This is a genomic window from Vibrio sp. S457-15 (assembly GCF_000960545.1).
Classification (GTDB): Bacteria; Pseudomonadota; Gammaproteobacteria; order Enterobacterales; family Vibrionaceae; genus Vibrio; species Vibrio parahaemolyticus.
The window spans coordinates 79,538-95,476 of sequence record NZ_JYOQ01000065.1; the positions used below are offsets into that span (position 1 = coordinate 79,538).

Sequence of the window (15,939 nt, forward strand, 5' to 3'; positions counted from 1 at the left end):
AATGCAAGTTACTGTTGTTTGGGCATAAAGGTTTTCCAATGAGTTGGCTAGAAAAACTATTAGATAAAAAGAACATCATCAATACGCGTAAAGCGTCGATTCCGGAAGGCGTATGGACTAAGTGTCCGTCTTGTGACCAAGTGCTGTATCGCATCGCGCTCAAGGAAAACTTGGAAGTTTGTCCCAAGTGTCAGCACCATTTGCGAATGTCTGCGCGACATCGTTTAGACAGCTTTTTGGACAAAGGTGAGCGTATAGAGCTTGCTAGCGAATATGAGCCGAAAGATCTGCTCAATTTTAAGGACAAGAAACGCTACAAAGAGCGTCTTGCTCTGGCTCAAAAGAGTACTGGCGAGAAAGATGCGTTGGTCGTAATGAAAGGCGAGCTGTTGGGCTTACCCATCGTGGCTTGCGCGTTCGAGTTCTCTTTCATGGCTGGCTCGATGGGGTCGGTTGTGGGTGCTCGTTTTGTTGATGCCGTGAATACGGCGATAGAGGAAAATTGCGGGTTAGTTTGCTTTTCTGCGTGTGGTGGCGCACGTATGCAAGAGTCGCTGATGGCTTTAATGCAAATGGCCAAAACCAGCGCTGCGTTGGAGCGTTTATCCAATGCGCGCTTGCCTTATATCTCGGTATTGACCGATCAAACCTTTGGCGGCGTCTCGGCAAGCTTGGCAATGCTGGGGGACATCAATATCGGTGAGCCAGCAGCAAGAATCGGGTTTGCAGGACGTCGCGTGATTGAGCAAACTGTACGAGAAAAGCTACCGGATGGCTTTCAACAAAGCGAGTTTCTGCTTGAGCATGGCGCTTTAGATATGATTGTGCAAAGGCACGATATGCGCGCGAGAATAGGTGGGTTGATAGCAAAGCTCACCAATACAAGCATCCGACTAGAAGTTAAGTAATTGCGGTTGGCTCATGCTTTATATGTTCTTTAAGATACTCACCGCTATGCAATCGATTGATTTGGTGGCGTAAAAGGCGGCTTTTCGATTCATTTCAATTAAGCATTAACTTTCGATACAACATACTGATTATAAATTGATTTTATAAATCAACTTCGGCATCATTCACGGCTTGATTTTGAGGATGAATATCATCACGGCAAAAAATTAGAACAACTTATAATGCGAGGCTAGGGAACGATGGAACCAATGGAAAATCACTATTTAGAGATACCTGAAGAAAGAAAATTGCGTATTTTTCGTAAAGAAGACGAACGCTTCTACACCTTTTGGGAAAAAATGCTTGATGAAGAGCAATCCTTTTACCAGCAACCTCTCAAAAGAATGAGTGGCGATGCTTGGCAGTCACTTCATGCATTTTTTATGGCCTCCGAATTCGGACAACATCAGGCTTCGCCAGCTTATATAAAAAGGGCGCTCGAGCTACTGAATAACGTGTACTTGTTGGCCAATCATTCAGACCAAGTGGTTGAATTCTCCGTCGGGCACCGACACTTTTCGGAAGTGGGTAACCGTTCTATTGCAGAAGGAACAATGGATGCATGGTTGGATGAAATCTGTTTAGCGATGGCCGCGAGAGATTGGCGTTGCGTAGAGCTGATGACCATCATGGATGAGTCGTTAGTGCGTTTAAAAGATCCTTTCGATATTGCGCTGGTCGAGTTCGTTAACGGTGTATTTAGCAATTCATCCGCGTTACCTGAGTTATTGCAAACTGTGATGGAGAAATCCTCCCCGCAATATTTAGAATCAACCAGAGTGCCATATGTACATTCTCTGTTTATACCATTTGTGAATGTGTTTGTTGCCATTATCGATGGCGATGAGTCACATTATCAAGAAGCACTGAGGGGGGCGTTAGAGGCGCATTACCAGTTCTATATGAATGAAGATGTTCGTTATTCGCCAAAAGGAAATGTTTCTCTGAAACTGACTGGTCTTGCTGCATTGGCATACGATAAGTATGGCTGGACGATTCCAGAAGCCGCATATTTGCCGAAATGGCTCGTTTACGGTGAGCATGATCTCTGTTCTAAATAAATCATTAATAGAACACCTTATGTAGTGTCTGCGGCAATGGCGTTCGATGAAAGGTTGGCGCAGCTGCGGGCTCTGTTTGAGCGAACAAAGCAGATCTACGAGATCATCGAAGAGTTCCCATCTTTGGCGGTGAGACCAACCCAGCCTCAAGCAAACATGTTGCACCTTATCCTGCCTTTCAGCTGTGAAAAGTTGAAAGAACTCCAACATACTTTTGCTACAGAGAAGGGCATTTGGTTTGGTAATCCGCAAGTCACGGCACATCCACATCAATCCATCGTTGAGTGGTATGTCGGTGACTACCTGCTCAACCTTGGTGACGAAGAATTAAGGTCATTTTTCAACCAGTTACTCGGTGATAAGGCATAAACTTATCAATATGCGAGCTTACTAACACGCCATACGTGACACTTCATGTATTCTTAATTGAAGCGAAGAAGAGGATTTATCAATGTCAAAAAGCTCCAAGCTTCACAATGAAGACAAACTGGTTAAGAAGGCACTAGAGATTGGTGGAAAGATGGCGAAGCTACAAGGTTTTGACCTTCCTCAGTCACTACAGCCTCTAAGAGTAAAAGCGATTTACCTATTCTTGGTCGATGCAAAACAGATCACGCCACTACCGGAAAGCAAGCTAGATGGCGCAAGCATCAAACACCGACTGGCAGTATGGATACACAGTGCGTTGCCAGACAACGACCCTCTAAAGTAAAAACCTCAAGAAGTTACATAGGTCATTAATTCACAAGGCGAGCCAGATGGTTCGCCTTGTCTGATCTTGGCAAGTGCACCGAGGCCTTCTAATGTTTCGTTATCATTGATTTACAAAACAGCATCAAAAGGGCTAAAGATAAAGCCAGAGAAGCGCTACAATGCACGTGTTGCAAGAGTGCAACCAAGAATACTCATTTACAGAAACCTTAAAGTAACCATACATGTCTAAAGATTTCGAATTCACCACAGAATACACACTCGACAAGCCATTTTTTGCTGAGTGTTATGATCAAACTAGCCAGCCAACGAAGTTCCCACAAGCGTATTTGAAAGGGATTCTCTTTCTAATTTTTGGTGTGGTTTTATTGGAGTTTGAACTGCTACCTAACGGTTATGTCGGTTGGTTCTTTATCGTATTGAGTGTGATTGAAGCGTGCAGCGTTTACTTCAAAAGAACCTGGTGGCTATGGCGTCAAACCATCAGTTCAAGCCGTGGCAGCAAAGTGGTGTTTGACGTGAATGCAGACGGAGTGCGCTATAAAAGCGGTAAAATCGATCGCAGCCTCGCTTGGAGTGAAATCGACCAACTTGAACAAACTGATTTGGGCTTTATTCTTCACCTTGGTAAACAACGCCAATACATCAGCAAATCTTGCTTAAACGAAGAAGTCATCACGTTTATGGTAGAGCAGCACGCCGCATCAAAAGCGAGCTAACAAATCTCTATTAACAGAAGAGGCGAGCCAATGGGTTCGCCTTTTTTGATCTTGGCACATAGTTTTAAAAAAGAATCGCTAGGAAGAACCACTACGCTGGCTAATTCGTTTTTGCCCCAAAGCTTGCTAGAAGCAGAGGTGCATGACCCTTATGCTCATCTTTCTGATGACAATAACGCTAAATTCTAGTTAAAAAACTTGGCTGTAGCATAGAACGAAAAAAGGTTGCTATCTGGCAACCCTTTATAAACTGTATCTTCAAGTTGATAAAAATTTATTAGTGTTTGATTCGCACTTTTTCAACTTAAACCAAATTTTCTTTCTACCATTATTTCTCAAAGTAATTCCTCCAAAACAACACCAGTTTGACCATTGGCAATCCTTTGAAGAAGGCTATTCATGTTTACTTTCTCATTGATTGAAGTTTCAGTATTTTGAATAGCTTTATTTTTATTAATTCTATTCTCATTATTAACATTTTGATTAGACATATTATGCCCCTTATAAATTTAAAATTAAGGTGCACTGAACATAGGTATTATTTTTAAGATAGAGAATTAAGGGAGATTACAGAGAGAAACTTGCTAGGGAGTACACTGGAAAACTTTCTTTATATTTTATCTTGAAACAACTCTTTGTCAGAGCAACTACCTTGCCACACATATGACAAGGTAGTTAAAATTCAACTGTAAGACTAAATAGTCGTTACATTTTCAGCTTGAAGACCTTTTGGCCCTTTGCCTACAGTAAAAGAAACCTTATCACCTTCAACAAGCTTCTTAAAACCATCGCCTAAAATGCTTCGGAAATGAACAAATAAATCATCGCCATTTTCTTGAGAAATAAAACCGAAACCTTTAGTTTCGTTAAACCACTTTACTGTACCAATTGCTTGATTAGACATATTATGCCCCTTATAAAATTAAAATCAAAATTAAGGTGCACTGAACATAAGTATTATTTTTAGGATATAGAATTAAGGAGATTACAGAGAGAAACTTGCTAGGGATGACGCTGAAAAACTTTCTTTATATTTTATCTTGAAACAACTCTGTGTCAGAGCAAGGGCCACTATACAGACTTACTTAATTAAAGATACCTTTATTTTCAATTTTTATCCTTACGAGTTTAAAACTGTTGTAACAAAGTGCTAAATTATTCATGATAACAAGCGCTTACTACAAGTGATGTGCCAGTAACCATTCAGATGAAAGACTCATTCAAAATGGTTTTGTTGCTTTAAGCAAGCTTTTGTCCAGAACTTTCACAGTTGGCACTTCGTAACTCAGAAGTGCCCCAAAGTCGTTTAAAGTGACCACTCTATACGACTGAGGCAGTATGTGTTTGCCCTACTAAAAGTTATCCATTGCCCTAATCCTGTTAGCTGAATCCCCGTGATGTATCACGGGGGATATTCGACCAAGCATTCGTCTATAGCTAAACTTGTTCTAAGATCTTGTTCAGCAACAGTAACTCGCTATTAGCTCGCTCAAGGCGGTCTCTGCAATTTTGAACAAGCTTCTGATCAGCATTATCTACAAACCCTTGATTTGCTAATTGACGGATAGTTTGTTCCCTGATTCTTTCATGTTCTGCTTTTTCACTATTCAACTTCTCGACAGTTTGCTCTTGATTTAACTGAGCCTCTAATACCCATAACTTCTCATAGATAGTCTGAACTTCTAAGCTAGTCGTTGCATGAGAAAAGTTATAGTTATACTCATCAAATGCGTGATGTTCTTGATTCTGACCACCCCAGTTTATTAGATCGTTTTTCAGGTAGTTAAAGGTGCTGACATTACCGTTCAATGATTTCGCAAACTCGCGATAAGTTTCCTCTAAGCTGACTTCCAACCAATTGTCTTTTTTGAGTTGTCTGCTAGAAAATGTTGTCGTTATTTCGATTTGATTTCTAACACAATACTCATTGACCATAGTCTCAAACCAAATTCGTGAGTAGACCAGTGCTTGACGAATGTCGTATACCTCAAGTGCTTCTTTAACCTTTTGAGAGTAATTCACACCGAAGTTTTGTATAACTATCCCCTTTGGTGTCGATTTCAATATTTGACTTGAAAATGTGTCCGCATCAGTTGCTCTTTTATGTCTGTTCGAAATCTTCTCCCAGAACATTCTATCATGCGTTGTAATTATTCTTTGAACTGTTTTTAGGTAAACATCATCACTAAACATATCTATAATATTTGACCTATGTTCAGTATCAATTGCATTGACTACATCATCGAAAACAATCACTGGATGACTGTTTTTCTTTGCTACAGATAAGAGTAAGGCAAGTCCTAACCCTCTGAGGTGTCCTTCACTTAACACACAAAACGCGTCATCTTCACTACCATCTTGCATCTTAAGAATAATTCTATATGTTCCGCCTTTTTGCTGAAATTTGACTTCCGACACTAGTTCATTCGGGTTGTCATGTTTATTGATTTGGTTGTAATAGCTCAGTGTTGATAGTTCTATTCCATTTATATTTGTAGACTCTATTCCTTGCTTGTACTCATTAAGTTTTGAAAATAATTTCTTGTAACTATCTTCAAGCTGCTTTGCAAAGTCGTTAAACTTCTCGTCAAGCAGTATTTGACTCGCATGAATTTTACTTTGTTCAAAAAGACGAATTATTTCTTTTTGTGTTTCCAGTAATAGCTCAGATTTCACCTCAATATTTGTCTCAAAAACTGTAGCAGAATCGAGTTTTTTCTCGATGTCGTGAATTTTAGCGTTAAGAGACTCGAGGCGTTTAGCTTGATTTGCTACTCTCTTGTTTCTTGCTCTAATATCATCATTCAGTTTTTCAATTTCAGTTGTGAACCCGTATAGTGCCGATAACTGTTTTAAATACTCGGCTGGATTAGATGTGTCTGATGATAAAACATTGTTGATAGCTGAAACCAAGCCTTTCGTTAGGGTATCTCGGTGTAGCTCTAGGCACGCTTGTATATAAGCAACGGAAACAGCTATTCGTTCTTTTAATTGATGCTCTATCTTTTCGCAGGTTATGGATAATTGTTCTAAGAACGCTAGCTTTGGTAGCTCGTCTTCAACTACTTTTTGTGGATGTTTTCGAACCTCTTTAATAGGGGTTTCACAAGTTGGGCAGATTTCAATTTCGGACATATCACCGAAGTTTTTCATAGCCTTATACAAATCTTTGTAGTTAACTTTACTAGCGTTGTTTGCTAAGACTTTTCTTCTACTTGCTAACAAATCAATTAACCAAGTGATTGACTCGATATATTTAGCTAAGGAGTTTAGCTGAACTTCTTCACTAGTAACTTCAAATTTCTGAGTACTTAGCATTAGGTATTTTTTCAACCTATCGAAGTAATTCTTCCTTGTTACTATATGAGCATGTTCATATCTTTCTAATCCAAATAGTTCAGCTAAGAGCTGCTGCTCTTTTTGGATGTCGTCGTTCTTTGTTTTTCTCAAGCGCCTTTTTTCAGCGAGTTGTTGGGTCACATCTTCATAACTGTCTTGACCAGACGTTCTAAAAAACTCAATCGCTTTGAATGAAGCTGGCTTAACCATTCCATTTACAATGTCGTCAATTTCTTCAAGCTCAAACAATGTAGCCAGAACATCCGCTTGTCTGACGTTCGTATCCTTCGAACCCAATAGCGAGAATTCTTGTAGTCTGTTTCTATCAATAAAGCAGCTATTCCAAAAGGGGGATTGGGAGACGGTTCCATTAACCAATTTGCAGTTAATGCTTGGTGCCCCACCATTCTTTATGTAGCTTTTTAACGGTGTATTTCTTCTACTCGCTTCTTTTACGTTATTAGTAAGGCTATATTCTATAGCTTCACATAATGATGTTTTGCCTCCACCGTTTGGTGCAAAAAAGACATTAACACCCTTGCTAAATGGGATTAACGTCCCTTCATCATTGTCGTTAAGTGAAGAAAACCCTCTAAAGTTTTTGACTTGTATTGATTTCAAAGGTGTCAGGACTAAATTGGAGCCATCACGTGCTAAAGCCATACTTTGGTTTACAATTCGCCTGTACCTTTCTACATTCTTTTTCACTCTTCTCTTTATCTTATCTATGTCACCAAGCTCCGAAAAAATCACTTTTGTCAGTTTCTTGTCTTTTTGATTTTTAATGAGGGACAATAGATATAGATAAGAGACATCATCATCTAGAATCTGACTTTTTAGAAAATTATTTAAATGATAACTCATGAAAGGTACACCAGTGCAACTGGTTGTAAAGGAATGCTACCATTGATAGTAACTGCATGTTACCCAATGTTTTATTCTTAAACCGTTAGATTGATCTATGTAGTTGTCAGAGTGTTTTGAAAAAAAGCGAACTTAATGAGATCGGCTTCTTTCCCCTTGATATGACCAAATCGGAGTAGTTAACGGCTTTCCATATCTGTAGTTATCCATGAATGTCTAATTTAGGAAAGCCACTGACAAGCTTTTGTCCAGAAGTGAGTTAAAAACAAAAAGGCGAACCAAACGGTTCGCCTTTGTCTATTTAGATTCTACAAAAATTAGTCTTCGTAGTTATCGATGCTTGGGCACGAGCAGATTAGGTTACGGTCGCCGTAAACGTTATCTACGCGGTTTACTGTTGGCCAGTATTTCCAAGATTTGGTTGCTTTAGAAGGGAAGCAGCCAACTTCGCGTGAGTATGGGCGATCCCATTCTTCAGCAGAAAGGTCAACTTGCGTGTGTGGCGCATTAACTAGCGGGTTGTTCTCTAGTGGCCATTCGCCGTTTTTCACTTTCGTCATTTCTTCACGAATAGAAATCATCGCATCACAGAAGCGGTTTAGCTCTGCTAGGTCTTCAGATTCCGTTGGCTCAACCATTAGCGTGCCAGCAACTGGGAACGACATGGTTGGCGCGTGGAAACCGTAGTCCATCAGACGCTTCGCGATATCTTCTTCGCTAATGCCTGTTTCTTCTTTCAGCGGACGGATGTCGATAATACATTCGTGCGCTACGCGGCCATTTTTACCACGGTAAAGAACAGGGTAGTGAGGGCGTAGACGTTCCATCACATAGTTAGCGTTTAGAATCGCGACCTTGGTTGCGTTGGATAAGCCTGCTTCACCCATCATTGCGATGTAAGCCCAAGAGATAGGTAGGATAGATGCACTACCAAAATCTGCAGCTGATACTGCGAAGTCTTCGCCTTCTACACCGTTCTCGATGTGACCTGGTAGGAAAGGTGCTAGGTGCGATTTAACACCGATAGGCCCCATACCTGGACCGCCACCACCGTGAGGGATACAGAAGGTTTTGTGTAGGTTTAGGTGAGAAACGTCTGAGCCGATAAAGCCAGGGGACGTTAGACCAACCTGTGCGTTCATGTTCGCGCCGTCTAGGTATACTTGACCGCCTGCGGCATGAACCATTTCACACACTTCTTTCACTTTCTCTTCGTAAACGCCGTGCGTAGAAGGGTAAGTGATCATGATGCTGGATAGGTTGTCTTTGTGCTTCTCGATTTTCGCTGCTAGATCGTCGATGTCGATATTGCCTTCGTCATCACACTTAACAACCACAACTTTCATTGACACCATAGATGCGGTTGCAGGGTTAGTACCGTGCGCAGAACTTGGGATCAAACATACGTTGCGGTGACCTTCGCCACGGCTTTCGTGGTAGCGTTGAATCGCGATAAGACCTGCATACTCACCCGATGCGCCGGAGTTTGGCTGTAGTGAGAATGCGTCGTAGCCTGTGATTTCACAAAGCTTCTCTTTTAGATCTTTCGCTAGCGCTGCATAGCCCGCTGCTTGTTCTGCTGGTGCAAATGGGTGGATAGAACCAAACTCAGGCCAAGTGATTGGGATCATCTCTGCTGCTGCGTTTAGCTTCATCGTACAGCTGCCTAGTGGGATCATGCCGTGCGTTAGCGAGAAGTCTTTGTTTTCAAGCTGTTTTAGGTAACGCATCATTTGTGTTTCACTGTGGTAAGTATTGAACACTGGGTGCGTTAGGTATTCTGAAGTGCGACGTAGCGTTTCTGGAATTGCGGCAAACTCGTTACCAGCAATTTCCGTTGATAGTGCGGCAACGTCTTCTTTTACGCCAAAGACGGCGAACAGTGCTTCGACATCTGCAACGGTTGTTGTTTCATCTAAGCTAATGCCTAGTTTGCCAGGTAGGACGCGTAGGTTGATGTCTGCTGCGAGTGCTTTTGTGTACAGATCTTGCGTTTTCTCACCAGTGTTGATGGTGATGGTGTCGAAGAAGCTGTTATGAGCAAGCTCAAAGCCGGCTTTGGTTAGGCCAGCAGCAAGGATGGCAGTCATGTGGTGCGTACGGCGAGCAATGGTACGCAGACCTTCTGCGCCGTGGTAAACCGCGTAGAAAGACGCCATGTTTGCTAGTAACGCTTGAGCGGTACAGATGTTTGATGTCGCCTTTTCGCGGCGGATGTGCTGCTCGCGAGTTTGCATTGCCATACGAAGTGCTTGGTTGCCTTTTGCATCGATAGAAACACCGATAACACGGCCTGGCATTGTACGTTTATGTTTGTCACGAGTTGCCATAAATGCCGCGTGTGGACCGCCGTAACCCATTGGTACGCCGAAACGCTGAGCTGAACCGATTGCGACGTCTGCGCCCATTTCTCCAGCAGGTTTCAATAGGGTAGAAGCAAGTAGGTCAGTCGCAACAGTAACAAGCGTTTTGTTTGCTTGTGCTTTCGCGATGATGTCCGTTAGATCACGAACTTCACCCGTTGTGCTTGGGTATTGAACCAGCGCGCCGAATACGTCTTGCTCTGGTAGAGATTCTAAAGAGCCAACTAGCACTTCAAAACCGATGAATTTAGCACGCGTTTTTACCACTTCGATGGTTTGTGGATGCACGTCGTCAGCCACAAAGAATACGTTGCTCTTACTCTTACCAGCGCGCTTACAAAGTGTCATTGCTTCTGCCGCTGCCGTTGCTTCATCAAGCAAAGACGCGTTTGCGATTTCCATACCGGTTAGGTCGATAACCATTTGTTGGAAGTTCAGTAGAGATTCCAGACGGCCTTGAGAAATTTCTGGTTGGTATGGTGTGTACGCGGTGTACCAGCCTGGATTTTCTAGCACGTTACGCAGAATGACATTTGGCGTGAACGTGTTGTAGTAACCCTGACCGATGAATGTACGTTTGACTTGGTTTTGTTTTGCGAATTGTTTCATCGTAGCCAGCATGTCCGCTTCGCTTTTTGCTTCTGCCAACGTCATTGGCTGCTCAAGGCGGATGTTTGCTGGTACGGTTTCGCTGATCAGTGCGTCTAGGCTAACTGCGTTGATCGCTTCCAACATTTTTTGTTGGTCAGAAAGTTTTGGTCCGTTGTGGCGTCCAACGAACTCGTTTTGTGTGCTGAGGCTTTGAAGTAATTCAGTCATTGTCCTTTACCTACTCCTTGGCTCGGGTATCGGAAATGGTCTTAATTGACTCATTTAATTATACGTCCGAACCTAGAAAAAAAGCTGCTCTCTAAACAGGCTAGGGAACAGCTTTCGTCACATCCTAATTACTCTTCTTCGATAGAGCTTAGGTATTCTTCCGCATCTTTTAAGTCATCCAACTCAGATGGGTCAGAAAGTTTCACTTTCACGATCCAGCCACCTTCGTATGGTTCTTCGTTGATTAGCTCTGGGCTGTCTTCTAGCTCTTCGTTGATTTCAACTACTTCACCAGTTACTGGTGAGTAGATGTCTGAAGCCGCTTTTACAGACTCAACCAAAGAGAAGCTTTCGCCAGCTTCTACTTCGTCTTCCACGTCTGGTAGGTCAACGAATACTACGTCACCCAACATTTCTTGCGCATGCTCAGAAATACCGATTGTCACTGTGCCGTCACCGTTGTCACGTACCCACTCGTGGCTATCTGTAAACTTCAGTGTTTTGTCCATTGCTTAATCTCCAAATAACTTGTCAGGAATTATTCTGATTTAAAAAGTCGTTTACTGGTAAAGAGGGAAGCGACTGCAAAGCTCTTTTACTTCTTTGCGAACGCGTTTCTCAACGATTGCGTCACCTTCTGGGTTGTTCACCAAACCGTCCAGTACGTCACCAATCCAATTACCGATGAGTTTGAATTCTTCAGCGCCAAAGCCGCGGCTTGTACCCGCAGGCGTTCCTAAACGGATGCCCGATGTAATCATAGGCTTCTCTGTATCGAATGGGATGCCATTTTTGTTACATGTGATCCCAGCACGCTCCAGAGCTTCTTCTGCTTTGTTACCTTTCAAGCCTTTAGGGCGAAGGTCAACCAGCATTAAGTGCGTGTCTGTACCACCGGTTACGATGTCGCAACCGCGAGTTTGCAATACTTCCGCTAGGACTTTTGCGTTATTGATCACCGAATCAATATAAGTTTTAAATTCAGGGCCAAGTGCTTCACCAAATGCGACCGCTTTAGCGGCGATAACGTGCATTAATGGGCCGCCTTGTAGGCCTGGGAATACCGCCGAATTGATCTTCTTAATGATGTCTTCGTGGTTAGTCAGAATCATGCCCCCGCGTGGACCACGCAGTGTTTTGTGCGTTGTCGTGGTCACAACGTGTGCGTGTGGCAATGGGCTAGGGTGTGCGCCTGTTGCGATAAGGCCTGCGATGTGCGCCATATCGACCATTAGGGTTGCGTTCACTTCGTCGGCGATTTCACGGAACTTTGCGAAATCGATAGTACGTGGAATCGCGCTACCGCCTGCGATGATCATCTTTGGTTTGTGTTCTAGTGCCAGAGCGCGCACATCATCGTAGTTGATTTCTAGTGTTTCACGATCAACGCCGTATTGAACTGCATTAAACCACTTGCCAGATAGAGCAGGGCGTGCACCGTGTGTTAGGTGGCCACCTGCGTCCAAAGACATGCCAAGAATGGTGTCGCCAGGTTGAAGTAGTGCCAGTTTCACTGCGCCGTTTGCTTGAGCGCCTGAGTGAGGTTGAACGTTTGCGTATTCGCAATTAAAAAGTTTTTTCGCACGTTCGATAGCAATGGCTTCCACTGTATCTACGTGCTCACAACCACCATAGTAACGGCGACCTGGATAACCTTCAGCGTATTTGTTTGTTAGGCATGTGCCTTGAGCTTGCATTACCGCTTTAGACACGATGTTCTCAGAAGCGATAAGTTCGATTTGTTCGTTTTGGCGAGTGAATTCCGCCTGAATTCCGGCAAAGACAGCGTCATCTGTCGCAGAGAGGTTGGTAGAGAAAAAGTTTTCCAAGCTGTGGTTAGGGTAACTCTTATTCATGGTAGTTGACCTTCCAAATCTGAAAATGAACCCGCAGAAGATTGATTGACTTGCGATGTGGTTCATTTGTCCTCAAAACAGCTGAACTGCGTAGCAGAACAGAGTGAACATCCAGCCCTAAAAAGTGGGCGAAAACTCCGTCGGATTGCGCTTTTTCTTCTTCAATCTCTTACGGAAATTTGCATCTCTACATCTAACAAGTTGGTAACATAGCGCTTGAGGCGAGAACAATCAACCAAAAATTTCCTATAAGAAACAAGATTTCTGGTTTTGTTAACAAGAGCACGCTTTAATTAACGTGGTGCACTTTTATCCACTATAGGGTTCATGCACAATGCTAGTAGGAGAGAAATAAGGATATTTATAGAGGGATTTATGGCAGAAAGTATTTACGATGAATACCCGTCGATGACGTTGGCGAAAGAACAAAATGATCAAAATATCGAGCCGTTAAAGCTTGGTCAGCGCATTAAGGATATCCGTTCTAAGTTGGGCATTACGTTAGAAGAGGCGAGTCAGCGTACTGGACTTGCGCGTTCTACGCTAAGTAAGATTGAAAACGAACAGATTTCTCCTACGTTCCAAGCCATGCAAAAATTGGCGATTGGATTGCAGATTGACATGCCACAACTATTTGAACCTCCAAGAAAAAAAGTGGCAACAGGGCGTAGAGATATCACTAAGAAAAGTGAAGGAAAACCACACCCAACTCAGACCTATGAACATGAACTGCTCGCGACACAACTTTCCAATAAGAAAATGATGCCGTTTAAGAGCCAGATCCGTGCTCGCAGTTTCGACGAATACAAAGATTGGGTTCGTCATGATGGCGAGGAGTTTTTGCTCATCTTATCAGGGGAGGTTATGTTCTATTCTGAGTTTTACGAGCCGGTGGTTTTGAGCGAAGGTGACAGTGTCTATTACGACGCGAACATGGGACACATGTTGACCAGCGTAAGTGAGGAAGATGCTCAAATTTTGTGGGTTACCGCCAAGTAGTGATAAATAGTTGTAAATTTCCTATAGTGAAAGCAAACGATTGCTAACAAGTGTAAATACGTTATGATGGCGCTCTGTTGATGATATATCGGTCAATGAAGCGCTTTTTTTATACGTTTTGTTGTGATTAAAATGTTAAGAGTCACACTTTTGAAAGCCGATCGCTGTCTTGTTCGTGCAAAATAGAATGAGCCATGTTTATTATTGGAAACACATCGAATGCCGATAGCATTCTCGGGTCTATCTAAATGGAGACGAAAATGACTCAAGAACTTCTGAAAACACCACTGCACGCACTTCATGTTGAAGTTGGCGCAAAAATGGTCCCGTTCGCGGGTTACGATATGCCGGTTCAATACCCTCTAGGCGTAAAGAAGGAACACTTACACACTCGTGATGCAGCAGGTTTGTTTGATGTATCTCATATGGGTCAGCTTCGCTTAATTGGTGAAGGCGCGGCAACATTTCTAGAAACATTAGTTCCTGTTGATATTGTGGATCTTGAGTCTGGCAAACAGCGTTATGCGTTCTTCACTAATGAAGAAGGCGGCATTATGGATGACCTAATGGTTGCAAACTTGGGCGATCATCTTTTTGTGGTTGTGAACGCAGCGTGTAAAGAACAAGATATCGCTCACCTAAAAGCGCATCTGCCATCGGGTGTTGAACTAGAAGTCATTGAAGATCGCGCTCTTCTGGCGATTCAAGGCCCTCAAGCGGCGACAGTGTTAGCCCGTTTTGCTCCAGAAGTGGCAGACATGCTGTTCATGGATATTCGTAAAGTGGAAATTCTGGGCGCTGAGTGCATTGTTTCTCGCAGTGGCTACACTGGCGAAGATGGTTACGAAATCTCTGTGCCTGCTGACAAAGCAGAAGAGCTAGCACGCAAACTGACTGCGGAAGAAGAAGTAGAATGGATTGGCCTTGGTGCGCGTGATTCACTTCGTTTAGAGTGTGGTTTGTGTCTATACGGACATGACCTAGACACTACTACAACACCAGTTGAAGCGAGCTTGCTTTGGGGTATCCAAAAAGTGCGCCGTGTTGGCGGTGAACGTGAAGGTGGTTTCCCTGGTGCTGACATCATTCTAAAGCAGATTGAAACCAAAGATGTTGCACGTAAGCGTGTTGGCCTTGTTGGTCAAACAAAAGCGCCAGTTCGTGAAGGTGTTGAGCTGTTTGATGCTGATGGTGCGAAAATTGGTATCGTCACCAGCGGTACAGCCGGTCCAAACGCAGGTAAGCCAGTATCAATGGGTTATGTGCGCGCCGATCTTGCTGCGATTGGTACGGAGCTGTTCGCAGAAGTGCGTGGCAAAATGTTACCAATGACGGTTGAAAAAATGCCGTTTGTGCCGCAACGCTACTACCGCGGTTAAAACTGAATGAAACAAAAATGCCGAGCTGAATAGCTCGGCATTTTTATGTCTTCTTTTCGCTTATTGGCTTTTTAGTTTACCGCTTCATCGATGGTACAACACATGTCGATAACGATGTCTTCAAGCTTGCTAGGGTGGATCATATCTTCTTTCGCGATTCTGAATTGCGTCGCCATGATCGTATTAAACAATTCCCAGTGTTTGATCAGCAGTTGTTCACGATTGTCTGCGATATCTGGCCATGTTTCTTGCATCATTGGAGCAAGGCTGACTGCGCCGTGTGCAAAGATCAACATCTGCCATTTTGATTCCCACTGATCGAATTGTGCTTCTGGGAACTCACTGTTGTACTGCGCGAAAATGCTCGTGAAAATCTCGGCAAACTCGTCTTTTGACTTTAAGAAGTAGTCAAACAGCGCGTTATCATCTTGTCTGATTGAGTCCGCAATCATTTGCACTGGATGAGGGTTCACGAGTGCAAACGCCAACATGCGAACCATAAACAGGTAAATCTTGCGATTTGATGGGGTGTTCTCAGGCATTTCGTTGATTAGGCCTGCCATATAATTTTGCAGGAACTCATCCATCGCGTCACTCACTGCTTGCCAGATTTTCTCTTTGCTGCCGAAGTGATGACGAATCAAACTATGTGATACACCCGCCTTTTCGCTGATGTTTCTTAGCGAGACTCGCTCGTAACCCAGCTCACAAAACATATCTGCAGCGACCTTAAGGATCAGACACTTAGTTTGTTCTGCGGCTTCAGCGCTACGTCGGCCTTGCTTTCTTACATTCATAGTTCGATTTTTCCCGAATATTAATCAACGTGTCTACTTTTACCAGAAACCGAACGCTTTGACTAATTAATTTGCTATCCATGT

Annotated in this window: 13 protein-coding genes and 1 pseudogene; 7 read left to right on the top strand and 7 right to left on the bottom strand. The window is 43.1% G+C overall.

Annotation, left to right across the window (positions count from 1 at the left end; translation table 11 throughout):
• The first annotated feature begins 38 nt into the window (after positions 1-38).
• From accD to UF05_RS08080, 5 genes and pseudogenes are all read left to right on the top strand, one after another.
• A complete protein-coding gene (accD, locus tag UF05_RS08060) occupies positions 39-908 on the top strand; it encodes an acetyl-CoA carboxylase, carboxyltransferase subunit beta (protein ID WP_045546007.1) in 870 nt (289 codons plus the stop codon).
• A gap of 240 nt (positions 909-1,148) precedes the next feature.
• A complete protein-coding gene (locus tag UF05_RS08065; protein ID WP_045546008.1) occupies positions 1,149-2,009 on the top strand; it encodes an immunity 49 family protein in 861 nt (286 codons plus the stop codon).
• A pseudogene (locus tag UF05_RS08070) lies at positions 2,010-2,378 on the top strand (threonine aldolase); the annotation flags it as partial.
• An 82-nt stretch (positions 2,379-2,460) separates the two neighbouring features.
• Positions 2,461-2,721 (top strand): DUF5062 family protein, encoded by a 261-nt coding sequence (locus tag UF05_RS08075; protein ID WP_045546010.1) that lies wholly within the window; start codon positions 2,461-2,463, stop codon positions 2,719-2,721.
• A 223-nt stretch (positions 2,722-2,944) separates the two neighbouring features.
• Entirely contained in the window at positions 2,945-3,439 is a 495-nt protein-coding gene (locus tag UF05_RS08080) for a YcxB family protein (protein ID WP_045546011.1), read from the top strand.
• 335 nt (positions 3,440-3,774) lie between these two features.
• Here UF05_RS08080 and UF05_RS26310 read toward each other — a convergent pair whose 3' ends face one another.
• The 6 genes from UF05_RS26310 to UF05_RS08105 all read right to left on the bottom strand — a co-directional run bounded on the left by UF05_RS26310 (position 3,775) and on the right by UF05_RS08105 (position 12,680).
• The gene (locus UF05_RS26310; protein WP_162836296.1) at positions 3,775-3,930 is read right to left on the bottom strand and encodes a hypothetical protein; all 156 of its coding nucleotides are present in this window, start codon (positions 3,928-3,930) and stop codon (positions 3,775-3,777) included.
• Between the two features lie 203 nt (positions 3,931-4,133).
• Positions 4,134-4,343 (bottom strand): cold-shock protein, encoded by a 210-nt coding sequence (locus UF05_RS08085; protein WP_031850706.1) that lies wholly within the window; start codon positions 4,341-4,343, stop codon positions 4,134-4,136.
• A 533-nt stretch (positions 4,344-4,876) separates the two neighbouring features.
• Complete coding sequence (locus UF05_RS08090; protein ID WP_045546012.1) at positions 4,877-7,642, bottom strand: AAA family ATPase; 2,766 nt, start codon at positions 7,640-7,642, stop codon at positions 4,877-4,879.
• 317 nt (positions 7,643-7,959) lie between these two features.
• The gene (gcvP, locus tag UF05_RS08095) at positions 7,960-10,824 is read right to left on the bottom strand and encodes an aminomethyl-transferring glycine dehydrogenase (protein WP_045546013.1); all 2,865 of its coding nucleotides are present in this window, start codon (positions 10,822-10,824) and stop codon (positions 7,960-7,962) included.
• A gap of 128 nt (positions 10,825-10,952) precedes the next feature.
• A complete protein-coding gene (gcvH, locus tag UF05_RS08100) occupies positions 10,953-11,333 on the bottom strand; it encodes a glycine cleavage system protein GcvH (protein WP_005454126.1) in 381 nt (126 codons plus the stop codon).
• A gap of 51 nt (positions 11,334-11,384) precedes the next feature.
• Positions 11,385-12,680: a serine hydroxymethyltransferase gene (locus UF05_RS08105; RefSeq protein ID WP_005498726.1), complete on the bottom strand. Its 1,296-nt coding sequence runs from the start codon at positions 12,678-12,680 to the stop codon at positions 11,385-11,387.
• 375 nt (positions 12,681-13,055) lie between these two features.
• Between UF05_RS08105 and UF05_RS08110 the strand changes: the two genes are divergently transcribed.
• Entirely contained in the window at positions 13,056-13,679 is a 624-nt protein-coding gene (locus UF05_RS08110) for a helix-turn-helix domain-containing protein (protein WP_015313193.1), read from the top strand.
• A 260-nt stretch (positions 13,680-13,939) separates the two neighbouring features.
• Positions 13,940-15,058: a glycine cleavage system aminomethyltransferase GcvT gene (gene gcvT / locus UF05_RS08115; protein WP_025570353.1), complete on the top strand. Its 1,119-nt coding sequence runs from the start codon at positions 13,940-13,942 to the stop codon at positions 15,056-15,058.
• A gap of 71 nt (positions 15,059-15,129) precedes the next feature.
• On the opposite strand, the gene vdeR is transcribed toward gcvT, so the two are convergent.
• A complete protein-coding gene (gene vdeR / locus UF05_RS08120; protein WP_005478460.1) occupies positions 15,130-15,855 on the bottom strand; it encodes an efflux transporter transcriptional repressor VdeR in 726 nt (241 codons plus the stop codon).
• Between the last annotated feature and the right edge of the window lie 84 nt (positions 15,856-15,939).

Bases quoted from the DNA above. Each gene is read 5' to 3' on its own strand.
- accD (WP_045546007.1), top strand. From the start codon at position 39: ATGAGTTGGCTAGAAAAACTATTAGATAAAAAGAACATCATCAATACG.
- UF05_RS08065 (WP_045546008.1), top strand. From the start codon at position 1,149: ATGGAACCAATGGAAAATCACTATTTAGAGATACCTGAAGAAAGAAAA.
- UF05_RS08075 (WP_045546010.1), top strand. From the start codon at position 2,461: ATGTCAAAAAGCTCCAAGCTTCACAATGAAGACAAACTGGTTAAGAAG.
- UF05_RS08080 (WP_045546011.1), top strand. From the start codon at position 2,945: ATGTCTAAAGATTTCGAATTCACCACAGAATACACACTCGACAAGCCA.
- UF05_RS26310 (WP_162836296.1), bottom strand. From the start codon at position 3,930: ATGTCTAATCAAAATGTTAATAATGAGAATAGAATTAATAAAAATAAA.
- UF05_RS08085 (WP_031850706.1), bottom strand. From the start codon at position 4,343: ATGTCTAATCAAGCAATTGGTACAGTAAAGTGGTTTAACGAAACTAAA.
- UF05_RS08090 (WP_045546012.1), bottom strand. From the start codon at position 7,642: ATGAGTTATCATTTAAATAATTTTCTAAAAAGTCAGATTCTAGATGAT.
- gcvP (WP_045546013.1), bottom strand. From the start codon at position 10,824: ATGACTGAATTACTTCAAAGCCTCAGCACACAAAACGAGTTCGTTGGA.
- gcvH (WP_005454126.1), bottom strand. From the start codon at position 11,333: ATGGACAAAACACTGAAGTTTACAGATAGCCACGAGTGGGTACGTGAC.
- UF05_RS08105 (WP_005498726.1), bottom strand. From the start codon at position 12,680: ATGAATAAGAGTTACCCTAACCACAGCTTGGAAAACTTTTTCTCTACC.
- UF05_RS08110 (WP_015313193.1), top strand. From the start codon at position 13,056: ATGGCAGAAAGTATTTACGATGAATACCCGTCGATGACGTTGGCGAAA.
- gcvT (WP_025570353.1), top strand. From the start codon at position 13,940: ATGACTCAAGAACTTCTGAAAACACCACTGCACGCACTTCATGTTGAA.
- vdeR (WP_005478460.1), bottom strand. From the start codon at position 15,855: ATGAATGTAAGAAAGCAAGGCCGACGTAGCGCTGAAGCCGCAGAACAA.